We start from the raw sequence: 14,641 nt of genomic DNA on the forward strand, positions 1-14,641 counted from the left end.
GACATGGCGAGCACGGAGTTCGGACGGACGGTACGACGGTGGCGGGACCGGGTGGCTCCGGCGGCGGCGGGTCTGCCCTCGGGCGGCCACCGGCGCGCCCCCGGGCTGCGCCGCGAGGAACTGGCGATGCTGGCGGGCATCTCGGTCGACTACGTCACCCGCCTCGAACAGGGCCGGGCGGAGAACCCGTCGGAGCAGGTCGTCGAGGCCCTCGGGCGGGCGCTGCGCGTCTCCCCGGCCGAGCGCGAGCACCTGTTCCACACCGCCGGTCTCGTACCGCCCGGCCGGGGCACGGTACCGGCGTACATCGCGCCGAGCGTCCACCGGATGCTGGACCGCCTGACGGGCACACCGGTGGCGGTATCGGACGCGTCCTGGACGCTCCTCCTCACCAACCCCCTGTACACCGCCCTCATGGGCGAACGGCACGGCCGCGAGCGCAACGGCGCCTGGCGCGCGTTCCTCGGTTCGAACGGCCGCGTGCGCCACACGCCGGAGTCCCGCCGGTCACTGGAGGCCGCGGTGACCGCCGACCTGCGCACGGCGGCGAGCCGCTACCCGGCTGACCAGCGGCTACGCCAACTGATCGTGGACCTCCGAGCGAACAGCGCCCGCTTCGCCGACCTCTGGGACTCCGGAGCCGTCGGCCACCACGAGGCCTCCCGCAAGACCATCGACCATCCCCAGGTGGGCCCCCTCACCCTGGACTGCGACGTCCTCACCGTCGCCGGCACCGACCTCCGCATCATGATCTACACCGCCGAACCGGACACGGAGGACGCGGAACGCCTGGAACTCCTGGCGGTGCTGGGCCCGCAGCCGCTCATCGACGACCCGCACCCGGAAGGACCCGGGCCCACGGAGAAGCCGTCTCCTACGGCTCCGGCGATGCGTCGGGGAGCTGGGGGAAACCCAACGCGTCCAGCAGGTCGCTGAAGAGTTCCTCGACAAAGGTCTCGCTCGAGCGGAGCAGCTCCTCGATCCGGGGCTGCTCCGCTCCGGCCGGGACGCCGGCCGCCGCAGCCCACGCAAGAGCACCCCGGGCGTCGGCCGGAACGTCCATCTCCAGCTCCGCGCGCTTGCGGCGCAGGGCGTCGTCGAACTCGGGAGAGACCGCCCACAGGCTGGTGTCGTCCACATCCTCGGGCTCCTCCACCAGGAGCGCCGCCGCCAGATCCAGGTTGAGCCATGCCTGCCAGCGCTGCCCGTCGGTTCCCAGACCGGTCACCAGGGCGATGTCACTGTCGGAGACATCGGCGACGCAGGCCGGCGCTCCGGTCGACTCGACCAGGGCGCTCAGGTCGTCGTCCTCCCACAAGCCGTGATCGAACTGCAGGGTCTGCCAACCGCCGGGCCTCGACGGCCACGTATGCACGGCGCTCTTCACCTCGTCGTCGACACCGTCGAACACGGGCGCTTCCAGCAGCGAACGCTCCCCACGAGCAAAGACCAAGTGCCCCGAGAACCCCACGGAACCTCCTCCTCCGAGACGTTCCGCGCACCCTAATCGATCGGGGTTGTCCCGCCTCCGGGGTCCACTCACATGACAGCGGAGTCACCGACGCAGACCGTGCAACACACGACGGTCCAGGACGGACGGATCACCCGTTACACCTCGACGAGGACACCTACGCCGTCGCCAAGGCCTACGTCGGCGAGTGATCGTCCGGGGAGTCCGGGGAGTCCGGGGAGTCCGGGGAGTCCGGGCGGTCAGGGCGGTCAGGGGATTCCGGGCGGTCTGGGAAGGCCGGGCGGTCCGGGCGGGACCGGACATCCTACGCGGGCGGCTTTGTCATTCGTCCGGGGGGTGCGGCGGCAGCCGTGCCGTCGGTCGACGAAGCCGACCGGCTCACGCTGGGGCAGCTCCGACGTCGCTGCCCCAGACACGCAAGGGCACGCTCTCTCGCTCGGCTGCGGTCCGTCCCGAGCGGTCGTGCGTCTCGACCAGCTCCGGCCAGGCGACGACGCTGCCCGGCTCGCTGTCGCTCAGGAACCCCTCGACCACCGGTCCGAGATCTCCGGAAAGCACGTAGGAGCCGCTGAACGGCAACGCGTCCGGGGCCACCGATCCGGTCGAGCACCGGAGCTGCCCGGCCTGCTCGTCGTGCCACACATAGAACGTCGCCGCCCCCGGAAAGCCCAGCTCGCGGATGCGGCCTCGGATGGCCGCGGCGGTCCGTTCGAAGGCAGCGACCACCTCGAAGACGGACAACGACAGCCGGTCTTCGTCCTCCGCCCCCAACGACCAGGTGTTGGCCTCCCACTCCCTCCGCCGATCGGCGGGTTCCAACACCAAGACCTCGTCAGCGACCTCGGCGATCCACGTCAACAGCACCGCAGCAGTACCCCCCATCTCGGCAGAGCGCCGGTCCGTGCTCGTCGTGTCAGCTCTCGGTGTCATGCTTCACGGTGCGGATGAACGAGAACCAAGCCCCGCTCCGTACGGCGATCTCGGGCCCTCCCGCACACTTCGAGTCGCGCACCAGCGCGCCGTCATCCATCAGCGCACATTCGACGCACTCTCCTCCCGCCCCGTTGCTGTAGGACGACGTGAACCACGCCGGACGGCGCGTCCTGCCGGGTATCGCACTGCTCACTTCGCGTACTCCTTCAACACCGTCTCCATGAGGTGGATCGAACGCTGAGGGCTCAACGCCGCGGCGCGCAGACCGTCGAACGCCCGGGTGTACTCACGAACATGATGCTCGCCCTCCAGGTAGACGGCATCCGTGATGCCGTCGCGGTAGACGATGTCGGGATCCTCCGGCGCGGGGAAGCCCAGCATGTTGAATGAGCCGGTGACCGGATAGGTACCGGAGTCGAAGGCGAGGACCTGAAGTGTGACGGCAGGCAACCGGGCGACATCCAGGACGTGTTCGATCTGTTCGCGCATCAGTGCACGGTCCCCGATGACGTTGCGCAGCGCACCTTCATTCACGATGAACCAGGCTTCGGGTGCGTCCGAACCCACCAGCAGGGCTTGACGCTCCATCCGGACCTGTACGGCCCTGTCGATGTCCTCGGCCGACATGTGCGAACCGCTCTTGTGGAGTTCAGAGGTGTACGCGTGGGTCTGCATGAGACCGGGCACCAATTCGCACTGGTACTGGCGGAAGGTCGAGGCCTCCTGTTCGAGACCGATGTAGATGTTGAACCACTCCGGAACACCTGAGCCATGAACCTGCCACCAGCCACGCATCTTCGCCTGCCGGGCCAGCGATTTGAGGAACTCTCGTAGTTCCTCGCTGGTGCCGTAGAACCGGCACAGGGCGTCGATGTCCGACGGCTGGACCCGGCCACTGCCCGTCTCCATACGGTTGACCTTGGAACCGCTCCAGTCGAGACCAGTGCCCACCTGGGCGCAGGTCAGCGTCGACTGTTCCCGGAGCTTCTTCAGCTCGATCGAGAGACGGCGACGGCGTGCCGTCGGAGATCCGGCCATATCAACCCCGTTTCGGATAGCGGACGTTCAGTCTCAGGCCAAGAGACACGCTTGCCAATCACTCGGAAGTGGGATTCTCGCCGTGCACATTGCACGAAGGGATTCGCCGGCTGCACTCTGAGGCGACGCAACTCATCGTGATTCCCTGTGACGCTGTGTGTCTCCACGGGATGTCACCTGCGACGAAAGGGCTCTCGTGGGTCAGGACGCATGCATGACGCGCAAGCCGTGGGACCTCGCCTTCACCGCCGAGCCGACGGAGGTGGCAGCCCTGCGGCGGATCATGCGGCTGCATCTGGGCATCTGGGGCTTGCAAGAAGTCGTCGACGATGCCCAGCTCTGCGTGAGCGAACTGGTGTCCAACGTCATCACCCACGTCGGGCCCGGAACTCCGGCCACACTCGCGGTGTCGATGAGCGGCGTCCACCTGCGCATCGAAGTCCACGATCCCGACGCACGGGCGCTGCCCACCCTCCTCGACGCTAATACTGAATCGGAGTCAGGGCGCGGCATGGCACTCGTGGGTGCCATCGCCGACCGGTGGGGAGTTCAGCTCCATGCCGATAAAAAGGTGACGTGGTGTGAGCTCGTCACTGGCCTGAGTGCAGCAGACAGCCTCTGCGTGAGCCCTCGACTCGCGAGAGCCGAGAAGGTATCTGCCGTGTACGAAATGGCACCGTGCTCGAGCGCCCATGGGTCGAGTCGGCTTGGGGCGGCGATGGCGGAATCTATGGTGGTTGATGCCATCGCCGACCTCCTTCACTGGCTCCGAATGCATGGCTATGACGCGGATGAGGCCCTGGATCGAGCACAGATGCGCTTCGAAGCAGCATTCGATGGCGTGGACGAATCGCCGTGACGCATCACCCGGCTGCGATTGCTGAGTACGTCCAGACGTCAGCTGGGATGACTTCCTTGAGTCGCCAGGTGATGGCCATTGGCTTGCTTCCTTTGTGTTCCGCGTACTCGGCAAAGCCCAGCAGCATCCAAGGCTGAGCACTGCCGATGTCTGTGTTCTTGTATCGGCGTACAAACAGCAGCACGTGGCTGCCACCCGCAGCGTGATGCTGATAGCGCAGACCAGTGGGAGACGTCTCTGATGTCTGGTTCTGTGACTCCCAGTGGAAGAGCGTCTCACTCAGAGCGTAGTCGTGGTAGCGGGTCTGCGGAGAGAAGTCTTTTTCGTCTTTGTCCAGGGTGATCAGCAGAGCGTCAGTTTTGATTGACTCGCACCACTTCACCCCCTCGCGAAAATCCGCCGGCATGAATCCGCCAATAAATGACTGCCCAAGGGTCGGAAGGATCTCCTCGCGACTGTACGAAGCGTGCACGGTCAGCGGGATCCCTGATGGGCCGCCAACTCCCAAGAGCGGGATCGGTACGTGTTCGGTGTGGGCAAGGTTGTACGCCAGTACTTGCCGCAGCTCACTACGCACCGCTGCTTGTGCGTGCAGTGTCGAGAACCCGGCGTCGTAGTTCGCGAACCCCTTCCGTGTCACGCCGCCGAGTGGCCACAGCTGGAAGAAGAGCATGCGGGCGTAGGCCTGCGCTTGTTCGTCGAGCTCGCTGTAGGAGGGGGCATCGTCCTCCAGCATGCGGCTGTAGGCGGCCACCCTCAGTGGATCATCCACGTGCAGGAAGGAGGGGACACGCTTGAGGAGGGCTGCTTCGCCTTCGGCTGCTTCGCCCTTGAGTAGCCCTGAGCGGCGGAGCAGTCCTGTCCAGGAGTTTCCGTGGCCGCGATAAAGTTCCTTGAGCTCACGACCGCTCTCTTCTAGGTAGCGGCTCAATGCTGACTCTCCATAGTCAGATACTTCGCGCGCCAGGGCCGTGACATTAACGCCAATCTGCTCCTTGATATTGGCGATGATGATCTTCTTCGCCTTCTCCTCAAGGATGATCTGACAGCCGGACGGTAGCTGAGGAAAGTCGTACTCAATGTTGTCTAGCAGGCGTTTGCGGGTCAGGTTTGTGAGCGCTCGGAACTGATTCTCGAAGCGGAATTCCTTGCGGTGTTGCCCGATGAAGTCGAGCACTGTGAGCACGGCCTTGTCCTCGGTGCGACGGAGTCCACGGCCAAGCTGTTGCAGGAACACAGTGGCGCTGGAGGTGGGGCGGAGCAGCAGCAGTGTGTCTACGTCAGGGATATCGAGCCCCTCGTTGAAGAGGTCGACCGAGAAGATCACCTGTAGAGTTCCCGACCTCAGGTCGGCAAGCGCCTGCTTGCGCTCGCCAACAGGGGTCTCGCCGGATAGTGCGATGGCGTTAAGGCCAGCTGTGCGGAAGGACTCCGCCATGAAGTTGGCATGGAGCACCGATACGCAGAACCCCAGTGCCCGCATGGCGCCTGGCTCAGCGACCTTCTCTTTGACAGCCTTGACGACAAGCCCTGCGCGCCTCACATCGCTTGATAGCTTGTTGCTCAACGCGCTGGGGTCGTACGTACCGCGCTTCCACTCCACTGTGCTCAGGTCGGTGTTGTCGCTGATTCCGAAGTAGTGGAACGGGCTGAGGAGATCGTTCTCGAGTGCCTCCCACAGCCGCATCTCGGCAGCGATGCGACCCTCGAAGAACTCGTCTTGGATGTTCTTGCCGTCCATACGTTCTGGTGTAGCGGTGAGACCCAGAAGTTCCAGTGGCTCGAAGTGATCGAGGATCTTCCGATATGTCGGCGAGATGCCATGGTGGAACTCGTCGATCACGATGACATCGAAGTGATCAGAGGGAAGTCGATCGAGGGCCCGCGCATTCAATGACTGCACGCTAGCGAACACGTGATTCCAACGCTCCGGGAGCTCGCCGCTGTGGAAGGACTCGCCAAAGTTGGGGTCCACCAGGACGTCCTGATATGTGCGAAGAGACTGCTGAAGGATCTCTCTACGGTGAGCGACGAACAGTAGACGTAGGTCGCGACCACCGTGCTTCTTGCGAAGCTGCTTGTAATCGAGCGCAGCCATGACCGTCTTGCCTGTGCCGGTAGCTGCCACGAGTAGATTCCGGTGCCTGTCGTGTACCGCGCGCTCGACCTCTAGTCGCTCCAACATGTCGCGCTGGTGCGGATACGGCCGTACTTCGAGGCCGGACAGCGTGATCCCGCGGTCGGCAACGACGGTCGACGATGTGCCGCCTGCGATCGCCAACGCCTCTTGGAGGCGGCCTCCGTCAACTTGAGGGTCGTATGACTCGAAAGACGGATCACTCCAGTAAGCCTCAAAGGTGGCCTCGAACTTGCGCAGTACGTCAGGCGTAGCGACAGACGACAGCCGTACATTCCACTCCAAGCCGTCGAGCAGCGCGGCCTTCGACAGGTTGGAGCTGCCGACGTAGGCCGTGTCGTAGCCGCTCTTTCGGCGGAACAGCCAAGCCTTGGCGTGTAGTCGCGTCGATCGAGTTTCGTAGTTGACCTTGACCTCGGCGTTGAAGTCCTCCACCAACCGATCCAGGGCACGTCGCTCGGTCGCGCCGATGTAGGTGGTCGTGATGACCCGTATCGGCACGTCTCGTTCATGTGCGGCCCTGAGTGACTGCTCGAGGATCCGCAAGCCATGCCACTTGACGAAGGCGCAGAGTAGGTCGACTCGGTCAGCCGTGGCGAGTTCGGCGCGCAACTCAAAGCCGAGGCTTGGATCCTCAGGGGAGTTGGTGATGAGCGCAGTGTCGGAGAGTGGGATGCCTGGCCGCACGGCAAAAACGCCCGGGGCTTCTTGCCGAGTGATTGCGAGGAGTTGGCGAGGGCCGTCGGCTACGAGGTCCACCCACTCTTGTGCTCCATCCAGCGTGCTGATGGACTCGAGGATGTGGTTCGCGGCGTAGACACGCTCCTCTGCCGGAAGGCTCTGGAGGACCTTACGGACCGTTTCTGCCACATGCCGTGACAAAACATGAGGCATCGATCCTGGCCCCACTGCCTCGCTCACGGGATGCCAACCGAGGCTGGTGAGCTCCTTCAACTGCTGTGCGAAGCGCAGCGTGATGAGCTCCTCGTACAGGCCTGCGGAGGGCCCCGAAGCTTCTTCTGGCTTGGTCACGTCGGCTTCCCCCGCTCACTCGGACAGCTGCCTTATGTGTAACAGAGGGCACAGACACGGACAGGTGCGGGGGCGGGTACGGCGCGATCGCGGGGCCCAACTTTGCGGATTTGATTATTTAGTTGACTGGATCGATCGAGGTCGGTCCAGTATGGGCTCGTGGAAATCAAACGGGTGATCGGGAATGTTCGGGGTGTCGTCGTGGGCGACCACTTCGGAAGCCGACGCGAGGTGATGGGCGCCAAGCTCCATCAAACCAACCAACGGGGCATCTCCTGGCTCAAGGATGACCAGGATGGCTTACCCGTCGCTGATGCGATCGTTCTCAACGGTGGGTACGTGGATGATGACGACCGTTGGACGACTATGAAGTACACGGGTGCGTCGAAGGGTAGGGATCGTGATCCCGATACCGGCAAGCTGCTTCGCAGCCAGTCGTGGTCGTACGTGGATAACGCCGCCCTCAAGCGCAGCTATGAGCGCAAATACCCGATTCGCGTAATACGCGGCTATGAGGGCGATGAGCGCTACTCGCCGCCTAAAGGTTATCGGTATGACGGTATATTCGAGATTACGGCCATTCGTACAGGCGTCTCGAAGTGGCCTGCTCTCGATGGGTCCGAGATCGAGATCTGCCAGTTTGACCTGGAGCGACTGCCTGATTTGCACCAAGCGCTCACGCCAGTAGAACGGCGTGTTGCCGAGATGCTCGATCAGGTGGAGGAGCTCCAAGCCGATGAGGCTGAGGAGATTTTTCCGGAAGTGCGGACCGTATCGGTCAAGCGCTACATGCGCAGTGTCGCAACATCTCGGCGAGTGAAGAACCTCTATCGGGGAGAGTGTCAGCTCTGCGGGCTCCACTTGCTCGGGCCGGATGGAGAGCCTCACAGTCAGGGTGCGCATATCAGGCCCCTGGGAGATCCTCACAACGGGCCTGACGTTGAGCCAAATATTCTTTGCGTCTGCCCCAACTGTCATGTGCGACTGGATGTTGGCGCAGTCGTTGTAGACGAGGATTGGTCAATCGTCGTGCGTGCGTCGATGCTTGGTGCGCCGATGTTGCCAAAGCTTGAGACCAAGGGCTGGCATCGAGTGCATCCGGACTACATTCGCTATCACAGAGAGTGGTGGGAGAGCCGGGGGAATCCCGACCGGCGCTCCTAACGTCATTCCCGCCGAGCGGCCGCCAATGGGGTGCAGGTCTGGCGGCCGCAGAGGGCGTGTCGAACCATCGTGGCTGTCCCGGACTGTGAGACAGGGTGCCCTCTTCTACGCCTCCGACCCGTGGCACGCCGAGTACGAGTTCCCCGATCCGCACCAGCACCCCGCCCCCCGCTCCGGCGGCCACCCCGCCGCCCGGCCCCGGGCTGCCAGGGTCGTCGCGTACTGGGGGAGCAGGTCCGTGTCGGTCGGGGATGTGGCTTCCGAGGCTGCGAAGGCCTCGTAGGACGGGACCGTGCCGGTCACGATGCCGAGGTTGGCCGTGCCCGAGGCGGCCAGTTCGGTGAGGGAGGCCTCTATGCCGGACAGGTGCTCCTCGTGGGACGGGTACTCCGCGGACAGTGACGGGTAGGCGGCGACGAGCTCCGCCAGTTCGGCCGCCGGCCAGTGGAGGACGGCCACCGGGAACGGGCGGGACAGCTCCTCGCGGTACGCGCCCAGCTCGGCGCGGAGTCGGGAGATCTCCGCCTCCAGTTCCGCCGGGTTGTCCGAGCCCAGGGACCAGACGCGTTTCGGGTCGTGGAGCTCGTCCAGGGAGACGGGCAGCGAGTGGAGGGTGTCCGCCAGCAGGTCCCACTCGTCGTGGCCCGCGCCCAGCATCCGGCGTACCCGGTGGCGGCCGAAGAGCAGCGGGTGGGCGGCGTGCGGGGGTTCCGGCGCGTCCGCCAGGAGCAGGGTCGCCCCCTCCGTGAACGTCTTCTGCGCCGCCTCCAGCTCGTCGTGGGCTTCCAGCGACTCCGCGACGATCACCCAGGGGGCCGGGTCGCGGGGGGCCGCGGCCCGGATGCCGTCGATGATGGCTCGGGCCTCGGCCTCGTGGCCGTACTCCCACAGGTTGGCGGCCTTCAGGGCGCGGACCAGGTGGGGGCTGTCCAGGTTCTCCGGACCCTCCGTGGAGGACAGGAGACGGTCGTACAAGGTCGTCGCGGCGGGGCGGTCGCCGGCCAGTTCCAGGTGGGCCGCGGCCTGTAGCAGCAGGGCTTCCGCGTCCTCGGGATAGAGGCCGGCGGTCCGCTCCAGGCGTGCCGCTTCGGCGGTGTGGTCGACGTTCTCGGCAGGAGTGTCGGGGCGCATGGTTGACACCGTAGCGCCGCCCGGTGACGAAGGAGAGATATCTGCTGGCCAGAGGCGCAGATCGGCTCCCCGAGTTGGTCAGGTACCGGGCGGCGTCGTCGATCTCCGACCGGCGGTACCTAGATCGTCACCCCGTCCACCTGAAGCGTCTGCACCGCGCCCGCCGCGAACGGCACGCTGATCGTCTTGCCGCTCAGATACGTGTCCGAGCGGGCCGTGTAGAGGTCGCCCGACCCGCTCGTCACGGTGTTCCAGCGGGGGACCAGGCCGGACGAGCCGCCCGTCACCGTCGTGAAACGGGAGAGGTCGAAGGTCAGGGTCTGGGCCGAGGTGGAGGTGTTCGCGGCCACGATCACCAGCCGCTTCGCCGTCTTGTCGATCGCCGCCACCGCGTAGCTCACGCCCGTGTCGAGGATCGTCATGCCGGGGCGGATGTGCCGGCTGAACTGGGCCATCACGTAGTACTTCGTGGTGACCGCGCCCGCCGCCAGCGTGCTCGCGTCGTACGCGATCATCGCCCAGTTCGTCGACGGGTCCATGACCTGCCAGTAGACCCAGGCCGTCGGGTGCAGCCAGCGGAAGTCGTAGAGCAGGTTGCTCGCCATCGACAGGCCGGTGCCGTCGTTGTCGCCCGTCTCCGAGTTCCACAACGCCTTGCCGGCCGTCGTCACCACGTCGGTGTAGAGCAGGTCGCGGCGGCCGCCCGAGCCCTGGTAGCCGTGCACGTTGACCCGGTTCACGTACCCCTTCGTCGTCGACGAGAAGGAGTTCCACGTGGTGCGGGCGAGGTCGTAGCTCGTCTCGTCCGACGCCGAGATCTTCGTCGCCGTCAGACCACGCTTGTCCAACTCGCTGCGCATGTAGGGCAGTACGGCCGACTGGACGGTCGCGTCCATGTGGCAGCCCTCCTGTGTGCCGGTCGCCGTCCACCAGGACGACGAGGGCTCGTTGAAGGGGTCGACCGTGGCGAAGTTCACGCCCCAGTTCGACTTCGCGTACAGCGCGACCGCCGCCAGGTGGGAGGCGTGCTGGCGGTAGTTCCAGGTCTGGAGGTTGTTGCCGCCGCCCGAGGCGCCGGACGGGTTGTGGTTCGAACACATCCACCACATGGGGGAGTTGGCGAACAGCTCGGTCGTCGCGCCGCGCGACACCGCCTTCTGGAGCATCGCGCGCTGGGCCGCGTCCGCCGTCCAGTCCCAGGCCGAGGAGGTGGGGTCCTCGTTGTTCCAGTCCTGCCAGAAGCCCTCGATCTGCTTGAACGCGGGGATGTTGGCGGAGGCCACCATGCTCGAGCCGCTGACCGTGTTCCAGCTGCACGCGCCCAGGTTGTAGCGGGCGATGTTGAGGCCGAGACCGGGGAGGGTCTTGCCGTTGTAGGCCACCGAGTTGGTCGTGAAGAAGATGTCGGCGAAGTCGTCCCGGGCGCCGAAGACGTTCGCCCACCAGGCGAGGGAGGTGCCCCAGCCTTCCCATGTGCCGTACGTCGTAGCCGGGTTGACGGAAATCGTCGCGTCGGCGTGGGCGGTGCCCGTCGCGAGGGCGCTTCCGAAGAGCGCGCCGCCCGTGGCCGCCAGCAGTGTCCTGCGTCGGATCATGACTTCTCCGCTTCGATCACGTGGAGCAATCGGCTCGTTCCGATCGACTCCCGGGTGTCCCTGCCGGCGGCGATCGGGTGCGTGAGGCACTGGAGGCTCAGTGCGTCACGAAGCATCGGGCGCGGTGCGTGGTGTTGTCGAGAGTTATGACAGCCCTTTCTCAAACCTGTGGAGAAAGGGCGGGCGAGGAGTTCGAGGGGACGAACGGGTGGGGTGGGAACGGGCCGTGTATGTACGGGTCTGGAGACCTTGTCCGCCTCCCCCTATGGTGCCCGCGTGCGGATTCCCGCTCGGCGAGCGGAGTTCCTTCGTGCAGCGGATCCCCCTCGGCGAGCGGAGTTCCTTCGTGCAGCGGATCCCCCTCGTACAGCACAGCACCCGGCGACGGCGCGCCCGGTACCGGCGGGTGCTCTGGAGCGGCGCCGAACTCCTCGTGACCGCTGGGGTGTTGGTGCTGCTCCTCGTCGCGCATCAGCTGTGGTGGACCAACCGGGAGGCCAAGGACGGCGCCGAGCGGAGGGTGGAGGCGCTGGAGCGGGAGTGGGGAGCCGGCACGGAACCCGGTGACGCCACGGGCGCCGGTGGCGGCGAACCCGGGGGCGACGGCTCCGGCACCGGGGCCGAGGGTGCGCCCTCGGCGGCCGGCGGGGGCGCCGGGCAGGGCGGTACGGCGGCGTCGTCCACCACCCCGCGCACCTCCCAGACCTACGCCGTCCTCCGCATCCCCCGGCTCGATCTCCGCGTCCCCGTCGCCGAGGGCACCAGCAAGCGGAACGTGCTCAACAAGGGGTACGTCGGCCACTACGCCGGCACCCAGCAGCCGGGGCAGGACGGCAACTTCGCGGTCGCCGGGCATCGCAACACCCACGGCGAGCCCTTCCGGTATCTCGACCGCATCAGGAAGGGCGACAAGGTGGAGGTGGAGACCCGGAACGCGACCTACACCTACCTCGTCGACAAGATCCTGCCGCAGACCTCACCCCGCGACTCGGGTGTCATCCGGCCCGTGCCCCGCTCCCTCACCCGGCCCGCCCACGGCTACGACGCCCCCGGCCGCTATCTCACGCTCACCACCTGTACGCCCGAGTACACCTCCCGGTACCGCCTGGTGGTGTGGGGCAAGCTCGTCGCGTCCCGGCCCCGGGGCTAGCGCGCCGACGCGCCGTCCGGCCCCGCAGATGACGAAGGTGACGCTGATCAGCAGGGCCCAGGAGACCCACTTGGACAGGGAGACCGGTTCCCAGCCGTGCAGTTGGTACGGGTATCGCCAGGCCCCGAGGTACGTGGCGATGTTCTCCGCCAGCCAGAGGAAGAAGCCGATCAGCGCGAAGGACAGCGCGAGGGGCATCCGGTGCCGGCGTTCGACGATCGTGAAGTGCACCCGAGTGCCCGTGGTCGCGGCCAGCAGCAGGGCGCCGAGGGGCAGGCGCAGGTCCGGCAGCCAGTGGTGGCTCAGGAAGTTGACGTACAGGCCGACGGCCAACGCGGCGGTGGCGCGGGCGCGGTAGCCGGTGAGGGCCAGGTCGAGCAGCCGCCGGGCGCGGCACACGTAGCTGCCGACGGCCGCGTACATGAAGCCTCCGTACAGCGGCACCCCGGCGAGCTTCGCCAGTCCCGGCTCGGGGTAACTCCACGACCCCACCCGCACCTTGACCATCTCGAAGGCGAGCCCCAGCACATGGCAGGCGGCGACGACCGCGACCTCCCGCCGGGTCTCCCAGCCGAGCAGGAAACCGACGGCGGTCAGCAGGACGCCGTAGGCGAGCAGCAGGTCGTAGCGGGCCACCGGCAGGGGCGGGAGCAGCTTCGAGACCGCCATGCCGCCGAGCAGCGCGACCGCGAAGGCGCAGCAGCGCGCCTGGAGCCAGGCGAAGCAGACCAGTTGCCGGACGAACGTTTCTGCGCGGTACTTGATCCCGTGCCGGGCCGCTGCGTCCGCGGCTGCTCCGGGCGTGGTCGTCTTGTGCATGGTCATGTAGAGCGGTCCGGCGGGGGCGGCGGTTGCGCCTCCCGTATCGCGGCCTCCGCCGGCCGCGTCCAGGCTCCGCCCACGGTGTCGCGGCCGGCCGCCTACGACCCTTCCTCCAGGGCCTCTCGGACGGCGGTCAGGACGGCCTCGGTGTCGGCGCCGAGGGCGCGGGCGGAGGCGGTGAAGTCGCGGGCCAGGGTGGCGAGTCGGCCCGGGTCGGGACGGGCCGGTTCGGACGGGGGCGCAGCCACCCGGGTGCCCGCGCCCCGCCGGGTGCGGATCAGCTCGGTGGCCTCCAGCTCGCGGTAGGCGCGGGCCACGGTGCCCGGGGCCAGGCCCAGGTCGGAGGCCAGCTGGCGCACGGTCGGCAGGCGTTCGCCCTCCGTCAGCCGGCCGGTGACGATCAGGGCGGCGAGCTGGGCGCGGATCTGCTCGAACGGCGGTACCTGGCTCGTGGTGTCGACGCGGACCGCGGGTTCACTCATCGCCGACGGCCCGGGGCATCACGATGGTGAACAGGCACCATCCCAGCGTGAACAGGCTCAGCAGGCCCAGGGGGTAGATCACCAGGGCGGTGACGTTGCCCAGCATGCCGGCGCAGGTCGTGCGGGACAGCACTCTGCCGATCATGCCGAGGACGAGCAGCAACTGGCTGGAGACCAGCAGTCCCCAGGCGGCGGTGATCGCCCACGAGCGGTCGTGGCGCTGCTGGTTCTCGCCCGGGCGGTGCGCGATGCGGCGCAGGGCCCACACGCAGGCGGCGGTTCCGAGGGCGAGGGAGACGAGGATCGGGACGGCGTAGAAGATGCCGGGCCAGGGGCCGAGGGGTCTGGTCACGCTCCTGCACGTGACGGTCACGGCCCGCCCGGCCCGGCCCATGCTGTCGGGTGAGGCCGCGGCGGCCCCGATCGTCAGGAGGACGACGAGACACGCTGCCTGGAAGAGCAGCAGCGGGGCCATCCGGGGCGGGACGTGGTCGCGGACCCGGCGCGGGGCGAGGCTGGCGGTGCGGACCGCTTCGAGCGGGGCGGGGGTGAGGGAGTCGCCGAGCAGCACGCCGCCGACCGCGCACAGTCCGAACGCGGTGACCGCGCTGAGGAAGGTCATGGCGCCGTCGTCGCTGTCCCGCACCGCCAGTTGCTGTGCGACGACGGCGCCCAGGGTCAGCCCGGCCCAGCGGGCGCAGAGGTCGGCACGGGCGAGCAGACGCTCAGGTGGAACGGTGTCCAGCATGTCGGGTCCCCCGGTGAGTACTTGTATCAACTGGTGAGTACAAGATGCCGGGAGCCGGATCTTGTGTCAATCGGTTGAT

General features: G+C 66.8%; 13 protein-coding genes and 1 pseudogene. 4 read left to right on the forward strand and 10 right to left on the reverse strand.

Annotated features, from left to right (window positions below; genetic code table 11):
* Positions 1 to 3 precede the first annotated feature (3 nt).
* On the forward strand, positions 4 to 936 hold the full coding sequence (locus ABT070_RS26720) for a helix-turn-helix transcriptional regulator (protein WP_351764393.1): 933 nt from the start codon (positions 4 to 6) through the stop codon (positions 934 to 936).
* On the opposite strand, the gene ABT070_RS26725 is transcribed toward ABT070_RS26720, so the two are convergent.
* The 4 genes from ABT070_RS26725 to ABT070_RS26740 form a co-directional block, all read right to left on the reverse strand.
* Positions 875 to 1,471, reverse strand: coding sequence for a hypothetical protein (locus tag ABT070_RS26725; protein ID WP_351764394.1), 597 nt, complete (start codon positions 1,469 to 1,471; stop codon positions 875 to 877). The genes ABT070_RS26720 and ABT070_RS26725 overlap by 62 nt on opposite strands.
* A gap of 378 nt (positions 1,472 to 1,849) precedes the next feature.
* Positions 1,850 to 2,335: a hypothetical protein gene (locus tag ABT070_RS26730; RefSeq protein ID WP_351764395.1), complete on the reverse strand. Its 486-nt coding sequence runs from the start codon at positions 2,333 to 2,335 to the stop codon at positions 1,850 to 1,852.
* A 49-nt stretch (positions 2,336 to 2,384) separates the two neighbouring features.
* On the reverse strand, positions 2,385 to 2,597 hold the full coding sequence (locus tag ABT070_RS26735) for a DUF397 domain-containing protein (protein ID WP_351764396.1): 213 nt from the start codon (positions 2,595 to 2,597) through the stop codon (positions 2,385 to 2,387).
* Complete coding sequence (locus ABT070_RS26740) at positions 2,594 to 3,442, reverse strand: helix-turn-helix domain-containing protein (RefSeq protein ID WP_351764397.1); 849 nt, start codon at positions 3,440 to 3,442, stop codon at positions 2,594 to 2,596. The genes ABT070_RS26735 and ABT070_RS26740 overlap by 4 nt, the downstream gene beginning before the upstream one ends.
* A gap of 214 nt (positions 3,443 to 3,656) precedes the next feature.
* Between ABT070_RS26740 and ABT070_RS26745 the strand changes: the two genes are divergently transcribed.
* Positions 3,657 to 4,301 (forward strand): ATP-binding protein, encoded by a 645-nt coding sequence (locus ABT070_RS26745; protein ID WP_351764398.1) that lies wholly within the window; start codon positions 3,657 to 3,659, stop codon positions 4,299 to 4,301.
* Positions 4,302 to 4,305: 4 nt separating this feature from the next.
* Here the strand turns inward: ABT070_RS26745 and ABT070_RS26750 are convergent, their stop codons facing one another.
* Positions 4,306 to 7,470, reverse strand: a complete 3,165-nt coding sequence (locus tag ABT070_RS26750; RefSeq protein ID WP_351764399.1) for a DEAD/DEAH box helicase — start codon at positions 7,468 to 7,470, stop codon at positions 4,306 to 4,308.
* Positions 7,471 to 7,629: 159 nt separating this feature from the next.
* On the opposite strand from ABT070_RS26750, the gene ABT070_RS26755 reads away from it, so the two are divergent.
* Positions 7,630 to 8,634: a YDG/SRA domain-containing protein gene (locus ABT070_RS26755; RefSeq protein WP_351764400.1), complete on the forward strand. Its 1,005-nt coding sequence runs from the start codon at positions 7,630 to 7,632 to the stop codon at positions 8,632 to 8,634.
* Positions 8,635 to 8,739: 105 nt separating this feature from the next.
* Here the strand turns inward: ABT070_RS26755 and ABT070_RS26760 are convergent, their stop codons facing one another.
* Positions 8,740 to 9,765 (reverse strand): SEC-C domain-containing protein, encoded by a 1,026-nt coding sequence (locus ABT070_RS26760; protein ID WP_351764401.1) that lies wholly within the window; start codon positions 9,763 to 9,765, stop codon positions 8,740 to 8,742.
* 119 nt (positions 9,766 to 9,884) lie between these two features.
* On the reverse strand, positions 9,885 to 11,360 hold the full coding sequence (locus ABT070_RS26765) for a glycoside hydrolase (RefSeq protein ID WP_351764402.1): 1,476 nt from the start codon (positions 11,358 to 11,360) through the stop codon (positions 9,885 to 9,887).
* Between the two features lie 310 nt (positions 11,361 to 11,670).
* On the opposite strand from ABT070_RS26765, the gene ABT070_RS26770 reads away from it, so the two are divergent.
* Positions 11,671 to 12,510: a class E sortase gene (locus tag ABT070_RS26770; protein ID WP_351764403.1), complete on the forward strand. Its 840-nt coding sequence runs from the start codon at positions 11,671 to 11,673 to the stop codon at positions 12,508 to 12,510.
* A gap of 45 nt (positions 12,511 to 12,555) precedes the next feature.
* Here the strand turns inward: ABT070_RS26770 and ABT070_RS26775 are convergent.
* The 3 genes and pseudogenes from ABT070_RS26775 to ABT070_RS26785 all read right to left on the reverse strand — a co-directional run.
* A pseudogene (locus tag ABT070_RS26775) lies at positions 12,556 to 13,335 on the reverse strand (DUF817 domain-containing protein); the annotation flags it as partial.
* A 95-nt stretch (positions 13,336 to 13,430) separates the two neighbouring features.
* Positions 13,431 to 13,814: a GntR family transcriptional regulator gene (locus ABT070_RS26780; protein WP_351764404.1), complete on the reverse strand. Its 384-nt coding sequence runs from the start codon at positions 13,812 to 13,814 to the stop codon at positions 13,431 to 13,433.
* On the reverse strand, positions 13,807 to 14,562 hold the full coding sequence (locus ABT070_RS26785) for a hypothetical protein (protein WP_351764405.1): 756 nt from the start codon (positions 14,560 to 14,562) through the stop codon (positions 13,807 to 13,809). Before ABT070_RS26785 ends, ABT070_RS26780 begins: the two co-directional genes overlap by 8 nt.
* Positions 14,563 to 14,641 lie beyond the last annotated feature (79 nt).

The sequence above is a fragment of the Streptomyces sp. NPDC002884 genome (genome assembly GCF_040295245.1).
Taxonomy (GTDB): domain Bacteria; phylum Actinomycetota; class Actinomycetes; order Streptomycetales; family Streptomycetaceae; genus Streptomyces.

Bases quoted from the DNA above. Each gene is read 5' to 3' on its own strand.
- ABT070_RS26785 (WP_351764405.1), bottom strand. From the start codon at position 14,562: ATGCTGGACACCGTTCCACCTGAGCGTCTGCTCGCCCGTGCCGACCTC.
- ABT070_RS26740 (WP_351764397.1), bottom strand. From the start codon at position 3,442: ATGGCCGGATCTCCGACGGCACGCCGTCGCCGTCTCTCGATCGAGCTG.
- ABT070_RS26745 (WP_351764398.1), top strand. From the start codon at position 3,657: ATGACGCGCAAGCCGTGGGACCTCGCCTTCACCGCCGAGCCGACGGAG.
- ABT070_RS26720 (WP_351764393.1), top strand. From the start codon at position 4: ATGGCGAGCACGGAGTTCGGACGGACGGTACGACGGTGGCGGGACCGG.
- ABT070_RS26760 (WP_351764401.1), bottom strand. From the start codon at position 9,765: ATGCGCCCCGACACTCCTGCCGAGAACGTCGACCACACCGCCGAAGCG.
- ABT070_RS26765 (WP_351764402.1), bottom strand. From the start codon at position 11,360: ATGATCCGACGCAGGACACTGCTGGCGGCCACGGGCGGCGCGCTCTTC.
- ABT070_RS26780 (WP_351764404.1), bottom strand. From the start codon at position 13,814: ATGAGTGAACCCGCGGTCCGCGTCGACACCACGAGCCAGGTACCGCCG.